The organism is Streptomyces sp. RPT161, assembly GCF_027533845.1.
GTDB classification, from domain to species: Bacteria; Actinomycetota; Actinomycetes; order Streptomycetales; family Streptomycetaceae; genus Streptantibioticus_A; species Streptantibioticus_A silvisoli_A.
Window position 1 is genome coordinate 123,827 of sequence record NZ_JAPZVN010000007.1, and the last position, 15,572, is coordinate 139,398.

18 protein-coding genes are annotated in these 15,572 nt (G+C 70.0%); 5 read left to right on the forward strand and 13 right to left on the reverse strand.

All coding sequences use genetic code 11. From position 1 onward, the window contains the following. Complete coding sequence (locus O5O46_RS16730) at positions 1 to 1,182, forward strand: citrate synthase/methylcitrate synthase (RefSeq protein WP_269856406.1); 1,182 nt, start codon at positions 1 to 3, stop codon at positions 1,180 to 1,182. Positions 1,183 to 1,393: 211 nt separating this feature from the next. Then, positions 1,394 to 2,164, forward strand: a complete 771-nt coding sequence (locus O5O46_RS16735) for a hypothetical protein (RefSeq protein ID WP_269856233.1) — start codon at positions 1,394 to 1,396, stop codon at positions 2,162 to 2,164. 192 nt (positions 2,165 to 2,356) lie between these two features. Here O5O46_RS16735 and O5O46_RS16740 read toward each other — a convergent pair whose 3' ends face one another. From O5O46_RS16740 to O5O46_RS16755, 4 genes are all read right to left on the reverse strand, one after another. Then, on the reverse strand, positions 2,357 to 2,986 hold the full coding sequence (locus O5O46_RS16740) for a class I SAM-dependent methyltransferase (RefSeq protein WP_269856407.1): 630 nt from the start codon (positions 2,984 to 2,986) through the stop codon (positions 2,357 to 2,359). Between the two features lie 118 nt (positions 2,987 to 3,104). Then, a complete protein-coding gene (locus tag O5O46_RS16745) occupies positions 3,105 to 3,746 on the reverse strand; it encodes a LutC/YkgG family protein (protein WP_269856234.1) in 642 nt (213 codons plus the stop codon). Continuing rightward, positions 3,743 to 5,200, reverse strand: coding sequence for a lactate utilization protein B (locus O5O46_RS16750; RefSeq protein WP_269856235.1), 1,458 nt, complete (start codon positions 5,198 to 5,200; stop codon positions 3,743 to 3,745). The genes O5O46_RS16745 and O5O46_RS16750 overlap by 4 nt, the downstream gene beginning before the upstream one ends. Beyond that, entirely contained in the window at positions 5,197 to 5,949 is a 753-nt protein-coding gene (locus O5O46_RS16755; protein WP_269856236.1) for a (Fe-S)-binding protein, read from the reverse strand. The genes O5O46_RS16750 and O5O46_RS16755 overlap by 4 nt, the downstream gene beginning before the upstream one ends. A gap of 207 nt (positions 5,950 to 6,156) precedes the next feature. Here O5O46_RS16755 and O5O46_RS16760 point away from each other — a divergent pair, with 207 nt between their 5' ends. Then, positions 6,157 to 7,455 (forward strand): MFS transporter, encoded by a 1,299-nt coding sequence (locus O5O46_RS16760; protein WP_269856237.1) that lies wholly within the window; start codon positions 6,157 to 6,159, stop codon positions 7,453 to 7,455. Here O5O46_RS16760 and O5O46_RS16765 read toward each other — a convergent pair. From O5O46_RS16765 to O5O46_RS16775, 3 genes are all read right to left on the reverse strand, one after another. Continuing rightward, positions 7,410 to 8,648 (reverse strand): cytochrome P450 family protein, encoded by a 1,239-nt coding sequence (locus tag O5O46_RS16765; protein WP_269856238.1) that lies wholly within the window; start codon positions 8,646 to 8,648, stop codon positions 7,410 to 7,412. The genes O5O46_RS16760 and O5O46_RS16765 overlap by 46 nt on opposite strands. Before the next feature lie 67 nt (positions 8,649 to 8,715). Beyond that, positions 8,716 to 9,300, reverse strand: a complete 585-nt coding sequence (locus tag O5O46_RS16770; RefSeq protein ID WP_269856239.1) for an NADPH-dependent FMN reductase — start codon at positions 9,298 to 9,300, stop codon at positions 8,716 to 8,718. A 30-nt stretch (positions 9,301 to 9,330) separates the two neighbouring features. Beyond that, a complete protein-coding gene (locus O5O46_RS16775) occupies positions 9,331 to 9,852 on the reverse strand; it encodes a MarR family winged helix-turn-helix transcriptional regulator (protein WP_269856240.1) in 522 nt (173 codons plus the stop codon). A gap of 213 nt (positions 9,853 to 10,065) precedes the next feature. Here O5O46_RS16775 and O5O46_RS16780 point away from each other — a divergent pair, with 213 nt between their 5' ends. After that, positions 10,066 to 11,181: a PP2C family protein-serine/threonine phosphatase gene (locus O5O46_RS16780; RefSeq protein ID WP_269856241.1), complete on the forward strand. Its 1,116-nt coding sequence runs from the start codon at positions 10,066 to 10,068 to the stop codon at positions 11,179 to 11,181. 15 nt (positions 11,182 to 11,196) lie between these two features. Here the strand turns inward: O5O46_RS16780 and O5O46_RS16785 are convergent, their stop codons facing one another. From O5O46_RS16785 to O5O46_RS16800, 4 genes are all read right to left on the reverse strand, one after another. Continuing rightward, positions 11,197 to 11,430, reverse strand: coding sequence for a hypothetical protein (locus O5O46_RS16785; RefSeq protein WP_269856242.1), 234 nt, complete (start codon positions 11,428 to 11,430; stop codon positions 11,197 to 11,199). Further along, a complete protein-coding gene (locus O5O46_RS16790; RefSeq protein WP_269856243.1) occupies positions 11,417 to 11,671 on the reverse strand; it encodes a DUF6400 family protein in 255 nt (84 codons plus the stop codon). Before O5O46_RS16790 ends, O5O46_RS16785 begins: the two co-directional genes overlap by 14 nt. Positions 11,672 to 11,853: 182 nt before the next feature. Further along, complete coding sequence (locus O5O46_RS16795; RefSeq protein ID WP_269856244.1) at positions 11,854 to 12,051, reverse strand: DUF397 domain-containing protein; 198 nt, start codon at positions 12,049 to 12,051, stop codon at positions 11,854 to 11,856. Beyond that, the gene (locus O5O46_RS16800; protein ID WP_269856245.1) at positions 12,048 to 12,872 is read right to left on the reverse strand and encodes a helix-turn-helix domain-containing protein; all 825 of its coding nucleotides are present in this window, start codon (positions 12,870 to 12,872) and stop codon (positions 12,048 to 12,050) included. The genes O5O46_RS16795 and O5O46_RS16800 overlap by 4 nt, the downstream gene beginning before the upstream one ends. Positions 12,873 to 12,980: 108 nt before the next feature. On the opposite strand from O5O46_RS16800, the gene O5O46_RS16805 reads away from it, so the two are divergent. Next, entirely contained in the window at positions 12,981 to 13,205 is a 225-nt protein-coding gene (locus tag O5O46_RS16805) for a hypothetical protein (protein ID WP_269856246.1), read from the forward strand. Between the two features lie 85 nt (positions 13,206 to 13,290). On the opposite strand, the gene O5O46_RS16810 is transcribed toward O5O46_RS16805, so the two are convergent. Then, complete coding sequence (locus O5O46_RS16810) at positions 13,291 to 14,499, reverse strand: LLM class flavin-dependent oxidoreductase (protein WP_269856247.1); 1,209 nt, start codon at positions 14,497 to 14,499, stop codon at positions 13,291 to 13,293. Positions 14,500 to 14,520: 21 nt separating this feature from the next. Continuing rightward, the gene (locus tag O5O46_RS16815) at positions 14,521 to 15,549 is read right to left on the reverse strand and encodes an ABC transporter substrate-binding protein (protein WP_269856248.1); all 1,029 of its coding nucleotides are present in this window, start codon (positions 15,547 to 15,549) and stop codon (positions 14,521 to 14,523) included. Positions 15,550 to 15,572 lie beyond the last annotated feature (23 nt).

The window sequence follows — 15,572 nt, forward strand, 5'->3', positions numbered from 1 at the left end:
ATGCCGACCAGCACCGCCCACGACGACACATCCGCACCCGCCCCGGCCGACGCCCCCATCGACGTCCCCCGCGGCCTCAAGGGAGTCGTGGTCACCGACACCGCGCTGGGCGCGGTCCGCGGCCGGGAGGGCTTCTACCACTACCGGCAGTACCCGGCCGTCGAGTTGGCCCGCACCCGCACCTTCGAGGACGTCTGGCACCTGATGTTCCACGGTGACCTGCCGACCGCCGCCCAGCGCGCAGCCTTCACGGCCCGCACCGGCGCCCTGCGTCCGCTGCCCGACGCCGTACGAGCCGCACTGCCCGCCATCGCCAGTGGCTGCGCGGGCGCCGGACCGCTGGCCGCGCTGCGCACCGCCCTCTCGCTGGCCGGGGCGGCCACCGGGTTCCAGCCGCTCTACGACCTCACCCCCGCCCAGCGCGCCGAGGACGCGCTTGCCGCCTGCGCCTGGGTGCCGACCCTGCTGACCGCGCTGCACCGGCTCGGGCACGGGCTACAGCCCGTCGAACCGCGCGCCGATCTGCCGTACGCCGCCAACTACCTGTACATGCTCACCGGCGAGGAGCCGGACCCCGTGCGGGCCCGTGCCGTCGAGCAGTACCTGATCTCCACCATTGATCACGGCTTCAACGCGTCAACGTTCACGGCGCGGGTCATCGCCTCCACCGGCGCCGACCTCGCGGCCTGCCTGACCGGGGCCATCGGGGCGCTGTCCGGCCCGTTGCACGGCGGTGCGCCCAGCCGCGCGCTGGACACCCTCGACGCCATCGGCAGCCCGGACCGCATCACCCCATGGATCCGCGAACGCGTACTGGCGGGGGAGCGCATCATGGGCTTCGGGCACGCCGTCTACCGCACCGAGGACCCGCGCTCGCGGATGCTCAAGGAGGTGGCGCGGCAATTCGGCGGGCCGCGGGTGGAGTTCGCCATCGAGGTCGAGCGGCGCGTCGAGGAGATACTGGCCGAGCTGAAGCCGGGCCGCGAACTCCATACCAACGTCGAGTTCTACGCCGGTGTGGTCATGGAACGGTGCGGTCTGCCGCGGGAGATGTTCACCCCGACATTCGCCTGCGCCCGCGTGGTGGGCTGGAGCGCCAACATCCTGGAGCAGGCCGAGGACGGCAAGATCATCCGCCCGGACGCCCGCTATGTAGGCCCGGCGCCCCGGCCGGTCCCCTAGATGAGTCATTCCGAATCATTCCGAATGCTGGCGTACGTCCGGGAGTACAGACAGGGCGTTGACCCGTTCAACCTCGGTAGCCACATCGGAATGAGCCGTCCAGGCCTGACCAGGAGCACCAGTCGCCGCTACATCAACACCACGTCAAGAAGGCCCTTTCGGACGCCAGAGGCAAGTCAAGGCGGGTGCGACATGACCGAGATGCCCGTCCATGCCGCATAGATTGGCGTACGCGGCGGTCCGCACCGGACACAACCGTGCATCAAGCGACGCAGCGGAGAGGGGCGGCAACGTGAAGGCGGCGGCGATAGGCATCCGTGCGGTGGGCAGCTCCAGTGAACTCGGCGCGGCGACCGGAGACGCGCTGGCGCGGGCCTCGATGGCGGCAGCGGACCTGGTGCTGCCCTACTACATGGTCTGCGGCACGGAGCACGATGGCGGGGCGCAGGCCCAACTCGCCGCGCGCCAGGGCCTGGACGCGCTGGGCATCGGCCGTGCCTGCTCGTACCGGGTGGCGGAGGTCGGCACCAGCGCGCTGGCCCTGCTGGCCAGAGTGGCCGGGCATCTGATCACCGACGGAACGTTGCGGCAGGGCCTGGTGATGGCGCCCACCAACGAAGGCACCGCCGCCGTTCTCCTCGCCGAACAGCACTGGCCGCACAACCGTGTCCGCTCCGTGGTCACCGGCCGCGACACCGCCGACCGGGAGCTGGACCGCCTGATCGGCCGCGCCCTACGGGAGGCCGGTATCGCCTGGTCCCGCATCGACCGTGTCGCCCTGCACACCGACACCCCCGCCCTGGAGCGCCGCTTCCGCGAGCGCTTCGGCTCCCACAGCACCCGCATCACCGAGTGCGGGCGCCCAACGGGCGTCCTGATGACCCTGCAACGGGTCATCGAGGACCAACACCCCATGGGAACCAGGGTGTTGACGGTCTCCTTGGAGCCCGGAGCGACCAGCGCGGCGGTCTTGGAGTGCTAGGGACTGTCCAGTGATCATGTGACAGGGGCTTGGAGCCAGATGCGGATCGAGGCGACCTCAACGGTGCTTTGGTAGATGAGCTGGCGTTCGTCGTAGCGGGTGGCGACGGCACGGCATCCGTCCAGGGGCCGCTCCCAGGTCTCGTTCAGCGACCAGCGCCGATGCCGGTTGTCAAAAGGCCACGGGACCGTTCTAGGGGAGGCGGGCCAGCAAGTGGGCGTCGAGATAGCCCCGCTCGGAGGCCGGGTCGTGGAGCAGCCGGGCGAACGGGACGAGCCCGGCCCCAGCCAGCAACTCGGCGAACCGGTCCACGGGCCAGCTATAAGCGGGCGTCACCTTGTGATCGAAGCGGACCGGCTCCGGTCCGTCGGTTGCGAAGAACGATGCCAGGAGCAGGCCCCCTGGCGCCAGGACACGCACCTGCTCGGCGAGCAGCGCGGGCAATTCCCCAGGCGGGGTATGGATCATCGAGTAGTGGGCCAGCACTCCGCCGAGCGCGCCGTCCTCGACCGGCAGGTCCTCCATTCGCGCTTCCTCGAACCGCAGCGCCGGATGGGCCCGCCGGGCGTGTTCGATCATGGCCGGCGACAGGTCGAGCCCGAAGGCCTCCAGCCCCAGGTCGTGCAGCATGGCCGTCAGATGTCCAGGTCCGCACCCGACGTCGGCTACCTGCAGGTTGCCCGTCCCACGCACCAGCTCGGCGAAGGTGCCGATCATGTTCCGCGCGAACGGCCGGGTCTCCAACCGATTGGCGAACATCGACGCATACAGCTCGACGACTCCGTCGTAGGCCGCCCTGGTCTTGTCCTGGTGCCCCATCACGGGGAAGGAAGCTAGCATCCGCGCACGTTCGCAGCTTCTCCGGCCCGTGCCGCCCCCTGGATTTCCGGCGGGTGCACGCGAACGCTGCCGCCGTTGGCGTCGCCGCGGGCCTGGACCGTCAGCCCCTGACCAGCACCACCTCCAGCGTCCGTGGCCCGTGGACACCCTCCACGCGGTCGAGTTCGATGTCGCTGGTGGCCGAGGGGCCGGAGATCCAGGTCAACGGGCGTCGCGGAGAGAGGCGTTCCAGCGCTTCGGGGAGGGAGTCGACCACCTGTTCAGGGACGCGGACCACACAGATGTGGTGGTCAGGAACCAGGGTCACCCGGCGGAGGCCCTGGTCCGGTGAGGCGTCCAGGACCACGGTGCCGGTTTCGGCGATCGCGAGGGCGCAACCGGTCACCACGGTGTCCACCATGTCGAGTTGGCGGGCGGTGGACTCCTCCGGAACGCGTTCCACGTCCGCGCTGTCGGCCAGCCAACGTGCCGGGACGCCCGCCGGGGCGACCACCGTGCGCGATCCGTGCGCAGCCAGCAACGAGGCGATGCGGGCGGGGAGTTCCGCATTGGTGCAGCGGTGCACCACCGCGCGGTAGTCGGCCAGGTTCTCGGCGAGCAGTTCGGCGGTCTGCTCGGGGGTGCGCTCGCCGTGGCGGCGCAGATAGGAGCGGTCGACCGTCACGTCCTGGGCAGCTTCGGCGAGCGGTACGTCGGTCAGCGCCTGCCGGATGCGGTTCAAGATGGTCTCCCGGCTGCTCACTTGGCCTCCTCGCCGCCGTGGGTGCGCTGCCACCAGTCCCGGAACGGTTCGGGCGGTACCGTCGGAAGATCGCGGCTGGCGCTCCACGACAGGCCCGGCAGCCGGGCCGGATGCGCCCGGCGGGTGCGTGCCGCCAACCGCTCGCCCGCGCGCAGCGCCCGGGGATGCTCGAACGCCCAGCGGGCGGCGCGCATCGCGGCCCGCTCGGCGGCGTGGCCCTTCGCCGGTTTGATGGTGACCCTGGCCCCGTCGCGGGTCGTGGAACCGCCTTCGGCGACCCGCTCGCGCAGATGGACCAGCACTTCCGGGATGTCGATGGCCACCGGGCACACCTCGTAGCACGCGCCGCACAGCGAGGACGCGTAGGGCAGCGAGGCCTCCAACGCGCTTGCCGTGCCGCGCAGTTGCGGGGTGAGGATGGCGCCGATGGGCCCGGGGTAGGCCGAACCGTACGCATGGCCCCCGGCCCGCTCGTACACCGGGCAGACGTTCAGACACGCCGAGCAGCGGATGCAGCGCAGGGCCTGGCGGCCCACCTGGTCGGCCAGCGCGTCGGTGCGGCCGTTGTCCAGCAGCACCAGATGGAACTCGCGCGGGCCGTCGCCGTCCGTGGTGCCGGTCCAGGTGGAGGTGTAGGGGTTCATCCGCTCGGCGGTGGACGAGCGCGGCAGCAGTTGCAGGAAGACCTCAAGGTCCCGCCAGGTGGGCACGGTCTTCTCGATGCCGACCACCGAGATGAGCGTTTCGGGCAGGGTCAGGCACATACGGCCGTTGCCCTCCGACTCCACGACCACCAGTGTGCCGGTCTCGGCGACCATGAAGTTCGCCCCGGAGACCGCCACCTTGGCGCGCAGGAACTTCTCGCGCAGATGCAGCCGGGCCGCCTCGGCCAGTTCGGCGGGGGAGTCGGACAGGTCCTGGGGCGCGGGTCGGCCCCAACGGCCCATCTGGCGGCGGAAGATGTCGCGGATCTCGGTCCGGTTGCGGTGGATGGCCGGTACCAGGATGTGCGACGGGCGGTCGTCGCCGAGCTGCACGATCAGTTCCGCCAGGTCGGTCTCGTAGGCGCGGATGCCGGCCGCCGCCAGGGCCTCGTTGAGGCCGATCTCCTGGGTGACCATGGACTTGACCTTGACCACCTCGGTTTCGCCGGTGGCCTTCACCAGGCGGGTGACGATGCGGTTGGCCTCGTCCGCGTCGACCGCCCAGTGCACCGTGCCGCCCGCCGCGGTGACCGCGGTCTCCAACTGCTCCAGGTAGTCGTCGAGATGGCGCAGGGTGCGGTCCTTGATGGCGGCGCCCGCGGCACGCAGCCGGTCCCAGTCGGCGAGTTCGGCCACCGCCTTGGCGCGCTTGGCGCGGATGGTGTGGGTGGCGTGCCGCAGATTGCCGCGGAGTTGGGCGTTGCGTACCGAGACCCGGGCGGCCTGCGGAAACGATGTGGCGTCGCTCATGTGACGTTTCCCTCCGTGCTGGCCAGGATCTCCGCAAGGTGCAGCACCCGTGGCCCGCCGCCGCGCCGCGACATTGTGCCGCCGATGTGCATCAGACAGGAGTTGTCGGCGGCGCACAGCACCCGTGCGCCGCTGTCGACGGCGTTGCGCACCTTGTCGGCGCCCATGGCGGCGGAGACGTCGGGGTTCTTGACGCTGAACGTGCCGCCGAACCCGCAGCACTCCTCGGCGCCCGGCAGCTCCACGAGGTCAATTCCCCTGACGGCGCGCAGCAGTCGGGTCGGCCGGTCGCCCACCCCCAGCAGACGCAGTGAATGGCAGGTCGGATGGTAGGCGACCGTGTACGGGAAGTACGCGCCCACGTCCTCGACGCGCAGCACATCCAGCAGGAACTCGGACAGTTCGTGGACCTTGGGCACGGTCCGCCCGGCCAACTCCGCCAGTTCGCCGTCCCGGCCCTCGTCCGCCGCGCGCCGCGCGATGCGCGGGTAGTGCTCGCGCACCATGGCGGCGCACGAGCCGGACGGGGTCACCACGGCGTCGTAGTCGGCGAAGACGGTGGCGAATCGTCTGACCAGTGGCTCGGTCTGGTGGCGGTAGCCGGTGTTGTACTGCACCTGGCCGCAACAGGTCTGCTCGGCGGGGAAGTCGACCTGGACACCCAGTCGCTCCAGCAGCGTCACCACCGCCCGGCCTGTTCCCGGGTACAACGCGTCGTTAACGCACGTGATGAACAGCGCTACCCGCACGTGCCGCCTCCGCTGTGCTCGCCTGCCGGTGGATCGTGCTGGGCCCATAGTGCCCTAACGATCAACCGGAGTGAAGCAGACATCCGATGAATGCCCGATCATGAATTCCGTGTTTCACCGCGTGTAGCGGGCATACCCGAGGGGGAGAGTCGGTTGATCAGCCTGCCGACCCTGGCAGGCGAGCCCGCACGAAGGAACACGTACGAGATGACCGACCCCGGCCCCATAGCGACCGTGCGCCCCCCGCTGCCGCCCCGCGCGTCCGTACGGCAGCTCGTCGCCGCCTCCATCGGCAACGCGGTCGAGTGGTACGACTGGTACGCCTACTCCTTCCTCGCCGTCTACTTCGCCGACCAGGTTTTCCCGAAGGGCGCGGGCAACTCCCTGGTGCCGCTGCTGTCCACCTTCGCGGTCTTCGCGGTCGGCTTCTTCATGCGGCCGGTCGGTGGGCTGCTGATGGGCGCGGTGGCCGACCGGCGCGGCCGACGTGCGGCGCTGACCGTCACCATCCTGCTGATGGGCGGCGGCAGCCTGCTGGTCGCCCTGACCCCCACGTACGCGGCCACCGGCCTGCTGGCTCCCGTGGTACTGGTGATCGCCAGGCTGGTGCAGGGCCTCTCGGTGGGCGGTGAGTTCGCGGCCTCCACGACGTTCCTGGTGGAGTCCGCCGGGCCGGGCAGGCGCGGGCTGTTCTCCAGCTTCCAGTACGTGTCCACCACCATCGGCCAGTTGGTGGCCTCCGGGATCGCCGCGCTGCTCGCCCATCTGCTCAGTGACGGCCAGATGGCGCACTGGGGCTGGCGGGTGCCGTTCCTGTTCGGGGCCGTGATCAGCCTGGTGGGCTTCTGGATCCGGCGTGGCGCGGTCGAGACCAGGAGCGAGGAGCAGGGAAAGGCCCCGCGGCCAGGGCTGTTCGAGGCACTGCGCCAGTATCCGCGCGCCTCACTGCTGATCTGCGGCATCACCGTGGGCGGCACGATCGCCTACTACACCTGGACCACCTACCTGCCCACCTACGCCACGGTGAACGCCGGTTTCAACAAGGGCGACGCACTGACAGCGGGCACGATCTCGCTGGCGTTCTTCGCCGTCCTCCAGCCGCTCGGCGGCGCACTCTCCGACCGGATCGGCCGTAAACCCCTGCTGCTGGGTTTCTCGGTGGGCTTCGCGGTGCTCGCCGTACCGCTGCTGCACCTCGTCACGTCCGCCTTCCTCTCGCTGCTGCTGGTGCAGTGCGCGGGCATGGTGCTGCTCACCGGGTACACGGCGGTCGCGGCGGCGGTGAACGCCGAGGTCTTCCCGGCCAGGGTGCGGGCGGCCGGGATCGGCTTCCCGTACTCGCTGACCGTCGCGCTGTTCGGTGGCACGGCACCGTACGTCGGCACCTGGTTCAAGCAGGCCGGGCACCCGGGCTGGTTCCCGTGGTACGTGTCCGTGCTGTGCCTGGTCTCGGCGGTCTGCTACCTGGTGCTGCCGGAGACCGCGCGGCGCCCGTTGGACCGCTGAGCGCCGAGCAGTACCGGGAGCGTGCCCGTACTGTTGCTGACCACCGTGGTCAGCGGCTCCAGCTCCGCCAGCGGTACGGCGGGGGCCAGTTGCGGGAACCGGTCGAACAACGCGGGCAGTGCCACCTCCGCCTCCAGGCGGGCCAGTTGGGCGCCCAGGCAGTAGTGCGCACCGTGGCCGAACGACAGATGGCGCGGCGAAGGCGCCGCCACGTCGAAGCGGCCCGCCCGCTCGCCGTACTGTGCCGGATCGCGTCCGGCGGCAGCGTAGGAGGCGAGGATCGCCTCGCCCCTGTGCAGCGTCGCGCCGTCGATCTCCAGGTCCTCGGTCGCGTACCGCATCGGGAAGTGCGCCACCGGGGAGTCCCACCGCAACGTCTCCTCCACCACGGCGCCCCACGGGCGCGATCCACCCTGCACCAGGGCGAGTTGATCGGGGTGGCCGAGCAGGGCGCGTACGGCGTTGGTGATGAGGTTGAGCGTGGTCTCGTGCCCGGCGATGAACATCAGCAGCACGGTGCCGAAGAGTTCGGCCTCGCTCAGCTTCGTGCCGTCCTCGTCGCGGACCGCGATCAGCGCGCTGGTCAGGTCGTCTCCGGGGTCCAGGCGGCGCAACTCTATGACCTCGGCCAGCAGTTGATGGAGGGTGCCGGTCCGGATGGCCGTCTGTTCAGGAGTGTCCACCGCACGTAGCAGTACGTTGGTGAGCGTGTGCAGTTCGTCTCGCCGCTCCTCCGGCAGGCCGATCAGCTCGCAGATGACGTGGAGCGGCAGCGGATAGGCGAACTCCTGCCGCAGGTCCACCGGCCCAGGCGGGAGTTGGGCGAGCCGGTCCAGCAACTCATTGGTGAGCTGCGCGACGCGGGGACGAAGTGCCTCGACGCGGCGCGATGTGAACGCCTGGGATACCAGGCCGCGCAGCCGACGGTGATCCGCGCCGTCCACGGTGGTCATGGCTTCCACGGCGACGATGCCGGTCAGCGGCCAGTTGCCGGGGACGGTGCCGTCGGCCCAGGCGCGCCAGTGCCGGATGTCCTTGGAGACACGGGGATCGGTGAGCACCGTTTGCAGCGTCGCGTGGCGGGTGACCGCCCAGGCCCGCACGCCGCCGACCAGCTCCACGGGGACCAGTGGCCCGATCTCCCGTAACCGGTCGTTCTCGGCGTGCAGGCCGCACCGTGTGGGATCAAGCACGAAGGGCTTCGCTGAAGAGTCCACAAGCGCACCGCACCAGGCGGACCTGCTCGCGTCAAGGGGACGGTCACAAGGCGTTGAGGGCTTCGCGTATCTGCTTGTCGACGGCCCTGATCTGGTCGCGGTAAGGGCGGAGGGTGGTGTCGATGTCCTTGAGCTGCCAGTTGTCGTCGATGTCGGTCTCGGTGATGACCAGTTCGAGGTGCTGTTGCAGGGGGCGCATGTGCAGGCCCTGTAGGACGGTGCGGAGTTGGGCGATTCCCTTGTTTCCGCCACGGGTTCCGTAGCTGGCCACCGCGGCTGGTTTGGCACGCCACTCGTGGTAGAGGAAGTCGAGGGCGTTCTTCAGCACGGCGGGGTAGCCCCAGTTGTACTGCGGGAAGACGAACACGAAGCCGTCGTAGGAGCTGACGGTGGCGCTCCATCGCCGTGTGTGTTGGTGCTCGTACCGCTGGAGAGCGGCCATGAGGGGTTCGTCCAGCAGCGGAAGGCCGACGTCCGCGAGGTCGAGCAGTTCGTGGCGCAGTGGGCTGCCCTGCTGCGCCACGTCGCGGATCCACGCGGCGATGCCGGGGCAGATACGGCCGGGGCGGGTGCTGCCGACGACAACCGCGATCCGGTCGCCGGTTGACGGTTCGCAAGTTGTGGGCATGGGCGTGCTCCGTGGTTCGGTCGGCTGCGGTCAGTCACGCCGGGCGCGGGGGGCCGCCGAGGCGGTCACGCCGGTCGACAGGTCGAGACCGTGCCGGTCGGCGTGCTGGTGGACCACCTGACTCGCCAGCTGGGACAGCCGCTTGCGGTTGGTCTCGGTGAGGCCGCTGACAGCCTGGTGCAGTTGTCGCTCGACCTCGGCGGCGATCTCCTGGGCGAGGCGCCGGCCTTCGGCGGTCAGGACGACGTTCACCGCCCTTCGGTCTTCGGGTACGGCGGCGCGGTCCACCAGGCCCCGGCGTTCGGCCCGGCTGACCAGGCCCGTCGTGCTGGACTTGTCCAGGTCCAGCACGACGGCCAGTTGGGCCATGCCCGGCTCGCGGTCCCGCAGGATGCCGAGCAGGCGTGCCTGCTGGACCGACAGGCCGTGCGCGTCGGCGGCGCGGGCCAGAACGCCCTGGACGAGGAACGACAGCTGGACGAGCCCGTCGGTGACGCCGAGGTCCGGCACGCGCCGGGACCTACCGGTTCCGGATGGGACGGATGCGGTCATGCCGCCAGCGTAGCGCCGGTAGTTCGTGCAGCCAACTTTTTAGTATGTGGCACGAACTACTTAGTGCGTGGCGCGAACCAAGCGCTTTCCGTGGGCGGCGCCGGTGCGGGCCGGTCCTTCGTCTAGCAGCGCTAAGTCGTCAACCCTTGCTCTGCGTAATGGCGGGTGGTGACTGGCGTGCGCGGCTTGTGCCGGTCCGGCAGGCTGGAAGCGATGTGGTCCACCCGCGGGAAGACGAGTGCGGCGGACGCGACGGCCGGGCCGCGTGGAGTCCGCGATCTCCGGTGGCTCCCGGCGGTGCTGATCGTCATCAGCGTGATCTTCGACGTCTCCACACCGCCCCAGTACTCCTCATCGCCGCTGCTCGCGGCGGCACCGGCCGTGGCGGCGGCGCTCCTCTCCCAGCGCGGGACAGTGCTCGTCGGCTGTGTGGCCGTGGTGGTGGACCTGATCCTGGGCATGACGCCCGTCGGCCACCCGCAGGCCAACCATCCGATCGACATCGCCAACGTGGCGATCATCGCCGTCGTCGCGGTGTACCTCAACCACGTACTGCGCAGCCAGGGGCGACTGTTGGTGACGGTGAGTGACGTCGCCGTCGCCGCGCAACGCGCCGTGCTTCCGCACCCACCCACCCGGCTGGGCCCGCTGCGGCTGGCCGCGCGCTACGTGGCGGCCCAGGCGAAGGCGCAGATCGGCGGCGACGTCTACGCCGTGCAGGAGACGCCCTACGGGGTGCGGCTGGTCGTCGCCGACGTACGAGGCAAGGGCATGGGGGCGGTCAGCGCGGTCGCTGTCGTCGTGGGGGCGTTCCGCGAGCTGGCGGACACCGAACCGGTGCTGGTGGAGATGGTGGAGCGCCTTGAGGACTCCGCGGTACGCGAGGCACGCCGCCGGGCTGGAGACCTACCGCTGGAGGGCTTCGTCACGGCCGTCGTCGCGGAGATCCATCCCGACGACGGCCGGGTGCGGATCATCAACCGCGGCCATCCGGCGCCGCTCCTGCTACAGGACGGCACGGTACGGGCGCTGGAGCCCGCAGAGCCGGATGTCCCGTTCGGGATGGGCGCCCTGCGCGAGGGACGCTCTCCGGCCGACGCGGTCAAGATGGTGCCGGGCAGCACGCTCCTGTTCATGACCGACGGGGTCACCGAGGCCCGCGACCGCGCCGGTGCCTTCTACGATCCCGTCGAACGCCTCACCGGCGTACGGTTCGCCTCGCCGGACGAGCTGGTGGACACCCTGCTACGGGACGTGGCCCGACATGCCGAGGGCAAGCGGCAGGACGACATCGCGGTACTCGCCGTGAGCCGGGCGAGCGGTGAGTGACCGGCGTCCGCCGGGTCAGTTGAGCGGAGTCGGCGGCTGGGCGCCGAAACCGGAGTCCCAGGACCACAGATGCGTGCAGTTCGGGCACTGCAGGTGCAGCAGACGGCCCCGGTTGGAGAGCAGATAGCGCCAGTGGTCCGGGCAGTTGCGTCCGGCCGCGCACGGGTCGCACCCCTGGTGGTCCTCACAGCGCGGGCACGGCACCCACGCCCTGCGGCCTATGTCGGCGCTGGGATCAATCGGCAGCATTCTCGTCCCCCTCGCGGGGCGGCAGCACACCGGCCTCCCGCAGCTGGCGGTAGATCGCCCGCTGCTCCTCGTCCAGACCGGAGTAGAGGCGGCGGTACGCCTCCTCCTCGCCCTCCAGCACCGCGATCGGGTCCCAGTCCTCGCCCAGCGCGGCGATGACCTCGGCCCGGCGCCGTGCTTCTTCGCGGGTGAGGTCTATTTCCATCAGGTGCAGATGTTCGTTGGGGGAGTCGTCTCGCATGGTGAAATTCCCGATTCGCGTGTGCGGATCAATCTGTCGTGTGTAACAAATCGCCGCGGGGCGACGGAAGGGTTCGCCAGAAAATGCGACGTACGTCGCATTCCGCCTTGATCGGGATCTTCGCCGGATTTGGCTGCTCGGCCGGCTCGCGGCCGACGTACGGTGCTCTCGCCTACGCGACGCTAATCGAAGTCTCCGGCCTTGATCCCGGCCACGAACGCGGCCCAGGCGGCCGCGTCGAACGTCAGCGTGGGGCCGTGGGGGTCTTTGCTGTCTCGGACGGGGATCAGGTTGGGTATGCCGTCCGCTACTTCGATGCAGTTGCCGCCTTCGCCGCCGCTGTAGCTGCTCTTGCGCCACGCTGTGCGGTTGTTGCTCATGTGCCGTACTCCTCCAAGGCTGACTCGATCAGTTCCAGGGACGCCTGAGGCGGCAGGGCGGCGGCCCGTACGAGATCGTAAGACAGTCGGCAAGCGCGCACCTGCTCTGCGCTGTCGAGGAGTTGGCCTGTGTGTGGGGCTTCTACGTATGCCACGGGCGTGTCGTCCGGGAGGGTCAGGATCGTGAGTGGGCCGCTGCGTAGCGCGTGCATGCCAGCAGAACGTGGCAGCACCTGCACGATGGCGCGATGGTCTCGCACCAGAGCGACGAGGTGCTGCAATTGTTCCCGCATGACGCCGCGCGGGAGCCCCGGCTCTTTGAGTACCGTCTCATCCAGCACCGCCCAGTATTCAACGTCCTTGTCGAGCAAGGTTGCTCGGCCGATGCGCGCCTTGACCTTCTGGCCGATCTGCTCATCCGCGAGGTACGGCCAGAAGGCTCGGAAGATCTCACGCGCGTACCCCTCGGTCTGGAGCAGTCCGGGCACCAGATACGGCGAGAACTCCTCGATCCTCCGTGCTGTACGTTCCAACTCTGCGTGAAGCGCGAAGAACTGCGGATGCTTGCTGCTCTTTTCCGCCAACTCGAAGAGCCGTTGAAAATGCCCGTCCGTCCCCAGCGCGGCGTCCAGTCGTTGCGCGAGTTCCTCCGTGGGCGCCCGAACCGCCTTCTCCACCTTCGCGATCGTGTCGCCGGACAAGTACACCAGCGATCCCAGCCGCTCCTGGGTCAGTTCCGCTGCGGTGCGCAGGCGCCGTAGCTCCGAGCCGAAGAAGGCGCGGGGGTTCGCTGAACCGTCCAACGACTTGGGCTGGGTCACGTGCAACTCCCTCACTGGACAGGGATCTTGTCCGGCGGCTCCCCCTGCCCACCGTACCGCCGCACCGCAACGCTAGGAACACGCAACGTCACGGAAGGCGACTGGGGAATGGCGACCGAGGACTGGCCGCAGATGGGTGCGGTGGTGCTGGACACGGGGACGGACCGGGTGGGCGTCGTACTGGGCAGCAATGCGCGAACCGTCAGCCTGCGGCCCGCAGGCGGCGGAGCACCGTGGAACGTGCGGCGGGACGAGGTGCGTCCCGCCAGCCCGTCCGACGAACTGCGCGCACGGGTGGCGGAGATCAACGCCCGGGGGACGTGGGGCCGTTGAGGCCGCCTCCGGGCGCCGCGACGTCGGGTGGCCGTCCGTCCGCTGGACGGAGCGGACGGACGGCCACACACGTGCCCGCTGCCGCTCAGCGACCCCCGGAGAGCAGCAGTGGGGCGCCGCCCGGCGCGGACGCCGGCCGGCCGTTGGTGGCGGGCACGCCCGCGAGGGGGGAGACCGGCGCGCGGTCCAGCAGTGCGCGCGCCGCGAGTTCGGGGGCGACGCCCTCGCCGAACCAGTACGCCTCCTCAAGGTGTGGGTAGCCGGAGAGCACGAAGTGCTCGATCCCCAGGGAGTGGTACTCCTCGATCCGGTCGGCGACCTCGGCGTGACTGCCGACCAGTGCCGTACCCGCGCCGCCGCGCACCAGGCCGACGCCCGCCCACAGGTTGGGGGAGATCTCCAGGTCGTCGCGAGTGCCGCCGTGCAGTTGCAGCATCCGGCGCTGGCCGACCGACTCGCTGCGGCCGAGTGCCTGCTGGGCGGCGGTGATCGTGTCCTCGTCCAGGTCGACCAAGAGCCGGTCCGCCGTGGCCCATGCCTCGCGGGCGGAGTCCCGCGAGATCACATGCAGCCGGATGCCGAAGCGGACGGTACGGCCCTCCTGTTCTGCCAGTCCACGGATCCAGTCCGTCTTCTCCTTCACCTGCTCAGGAGGTTCGCCCCAGGTGAGATAGACGTCCACGTTGCGGGCGGCGACCGGCCCGGCGGCGGCCGAGGAGCCGCCGAAGAAGATCTGCGGCAGCGGGTCGGGCGGCAGCGCGGTCAGTCCGCCCTCCACCTGGTAGTGGTCGCCCTGGAAGTCGAACGGCTGGCCGCGCCACGCTCCCCGTACGACCTGGAGGAACTCGTCGGTGCGCGCGTAGCGTTCGTCGTGGCCGAGGTGATCGCCGAAGCGCCTCTGCTCGGTCGAGTCACCTCCGGTGACCACATTGAGGAGCAGTCGGCCACGGGTGATGCGCTGGTATGTCGCCGCCATCTGCGCGGCCAGCACCGGAGAGATCACCCCGGGCCGGAACGCCACCAGGAACTTCAGGCGTTCGGTGTGCTGGGACAGAGCCGCGGTGGTCAGCCAGGCGTCCTCGCACCAGGTGCCGGTCGGCGTCAGCACCGCCTCGAAGCCCAACTGATCGGCGGCTTTGGCTATTTGTGTCAGATAGTCGATGTCGGGCGCGCGCACTCCGCTGACCGGGGTGACGCGGGAACGCCTGATGCCGCCGTCGGTGTAGGCGTGCCGGTCGACCAGGGTGCGGCCATCGCCGCCGGTGGGCAGGAACCAGTGCAGATGAACGGACATGGGGCAGCTCCGATGCGGGGGTCAGCTGGTACGCGGCGGCGTGGTGGACGGCGGGAGGCCCGCGTTGAAGCGCTTGTCCACGTAGTCGGCGAAGACGAACGTGTGCGGGATCAGCTTCAGTCGGGCGAACGCGTCCGCCAGTCGCTGTTCCGAGGCGACCGCCGCGTCGTCCACGGCGACGGTCACCGTGGAGCTCTCCGTGCGCTTCACGGAGTCCAGCGCCACGGCGTAGTCCAGTCCGGTGTCCTTGGCCCACACCTTCGCCCACTGCTCGGGGTGGGTGTCGGCCCAGTCCTGTGCTTTGTGCAGCCGCTTGAGGTAGTCGGCGATCGCCGCGGACTTGTTCTTGTCCGCCAGCGCGGAGGGGGAGGCGACCTGGAAGCTGAGGCCGTTGGTGACGCCCTCGCCGGTGGTCAGGATCCGGGCCTTGTTCTGGCGCAGCACCTGGGAGGTGTACGGGTCCCAGATCGCCCACGCGTCGACCTTGTGCTGGGTGAACGCGGCGAGCGCGTCCGCCGGTTGAAGGTAGTCGAGTCTGACGTCGGACGGCGTCAGTCCCGCCTTCGCGAGGGAGCCGACCAACTGGGCGTGCGCGGAGCTGCCCTGGGCGACGGCGATCGACCTGCCCTTCAGGTCGGCGGCCGTCTTCAGCGGTGAGTCCCGCGGTACGACCAGGGCGTCGCCCGCGCAGGAGGCGTGGGCCGCGGCCACCACCGTGATCCTGGACCCGGCGGCCGCGGCGAAGACAGGCGGGGTGTTGCCGACACCACCGATGTCCACCGCCTTGGCGTTGACCGCCTCAAGCAGCGGCGGGCCGGAGGTGAACGTGGACCACTTGATCTTGTACGGGAGATGTTTCAGCTCTCCGGCGGCACGAAGCACCGCCTCGGAGCCGCCCTTCTGGTCACCGACATTGAGTGTTGTGCTGCCCGAACCATCGGTTCGGCCGCCCACGGACCCGGCGGCGTCAGCGGCCGACGAGGCCCCGTCGCAGGCGGCGGTGAGGAGCGCCAGCGGGACGAGCAGAGCGCCAACAGCGCGCAGTTTCATGGCAGATGTCCTTCTTCGCTCAT

Excerpts from the sequence above, each read along its gene's own strand:
- O5O46_RS16730 (WP_269856406.1), top strand. The coding sequence starts at position 1 with ATGCCGACCAGCACCGCCCACGACGACACATCCGCACCCGCCCCGGCC.
- O5O46_RS16735 (WP_269856233.1), top strand. The coding sequence starts at position 1,394 with ATGCCGCATAGATTGGCGTACGCGGCGGTCCGCACCGGACACAACCGT.
- O5O46_RS16750 (WP_269856235.1), bottom strand. The coding sequence starts at position 5,200 with ATGAGCGACGCCACATCGTTTCCGCAGGCCGCCCGGGTCTCGGTACGC.
- O5O46_RS16760 (WP_269856237.1), top strand. The coding sequence starts at position 6,157 with ATGACCGACCCCGGCCCCATAGCGACCGTGCGCCCCCCGCTGCCGCCC.
- O5O46_RS16770 (WP_269856239.1), bottom strand. The coding sequence starts at position 9,300 with ATGCCCACAACTTGCGAACCGTCAACCGGCGACCGGATCGCGGTTGTC.
- O5O46_RS16775 (WP_269856240.1), bottom strand. The coding sequence starts at position 9,852 with ATGACCGCATCCGTCCCATCCGGAACCGGTAGGTCCCGGCGCGTGCCG.
- O5O46_RS16780 (WP_269856241.1), top strand. The coding sequence starts at position 10,066 with ATGTGGTCCACCCGCGGGAAGACGAGTGCGGCGGACGCGACGGCCGGG.
- O5O46_RS16785 (WP_269856242.1), bottom strand. The coding sequence starts at position 11,430 with ATGCTGCCGATTGATCCCAGCGCCGACATAGGCCGCAGGGCGTGGGTG.
- O5O46_RS16790 (WP_269856243.1), bottom strand. The coding sequence starts at position 11,671 with ATGCGAGACGACTCCCCCAACGAACATCTGCACCTGATGGAAATAGAC.
- O5O46_RS16795 (WP_269856244.1), bottom strand. The coding sequence starts at position 12,051 with ATGAGCAACAACCGCACAGCGTGGCGCAAGAGCAGCTACAGCGGCGGC.
- O5O46_RS16805 (WP_269856246.1), top strand. The coding sequence starts at position 12,981 with ATGGCGACCGAGGACTGGCCGCAGATGGGTGCGGTGGTGCTGGACACG.
- O5O46_RS16810 (WP_269856247.1), bottom strand. The coding sequence starts at position 14,499 with ATGTCCGTTCATCTGCACTGGTTCCTGCCCACCGGCGGCGATGGCCGC.
- O5O46_RS16815 (WP_269856248.1), bottom strand. The coding sequence starts at position 15,549 with ATGAAACTGCGCGCTGTTGGCGCTCTGCTCGTCCCGCTGGCGCTCCTC.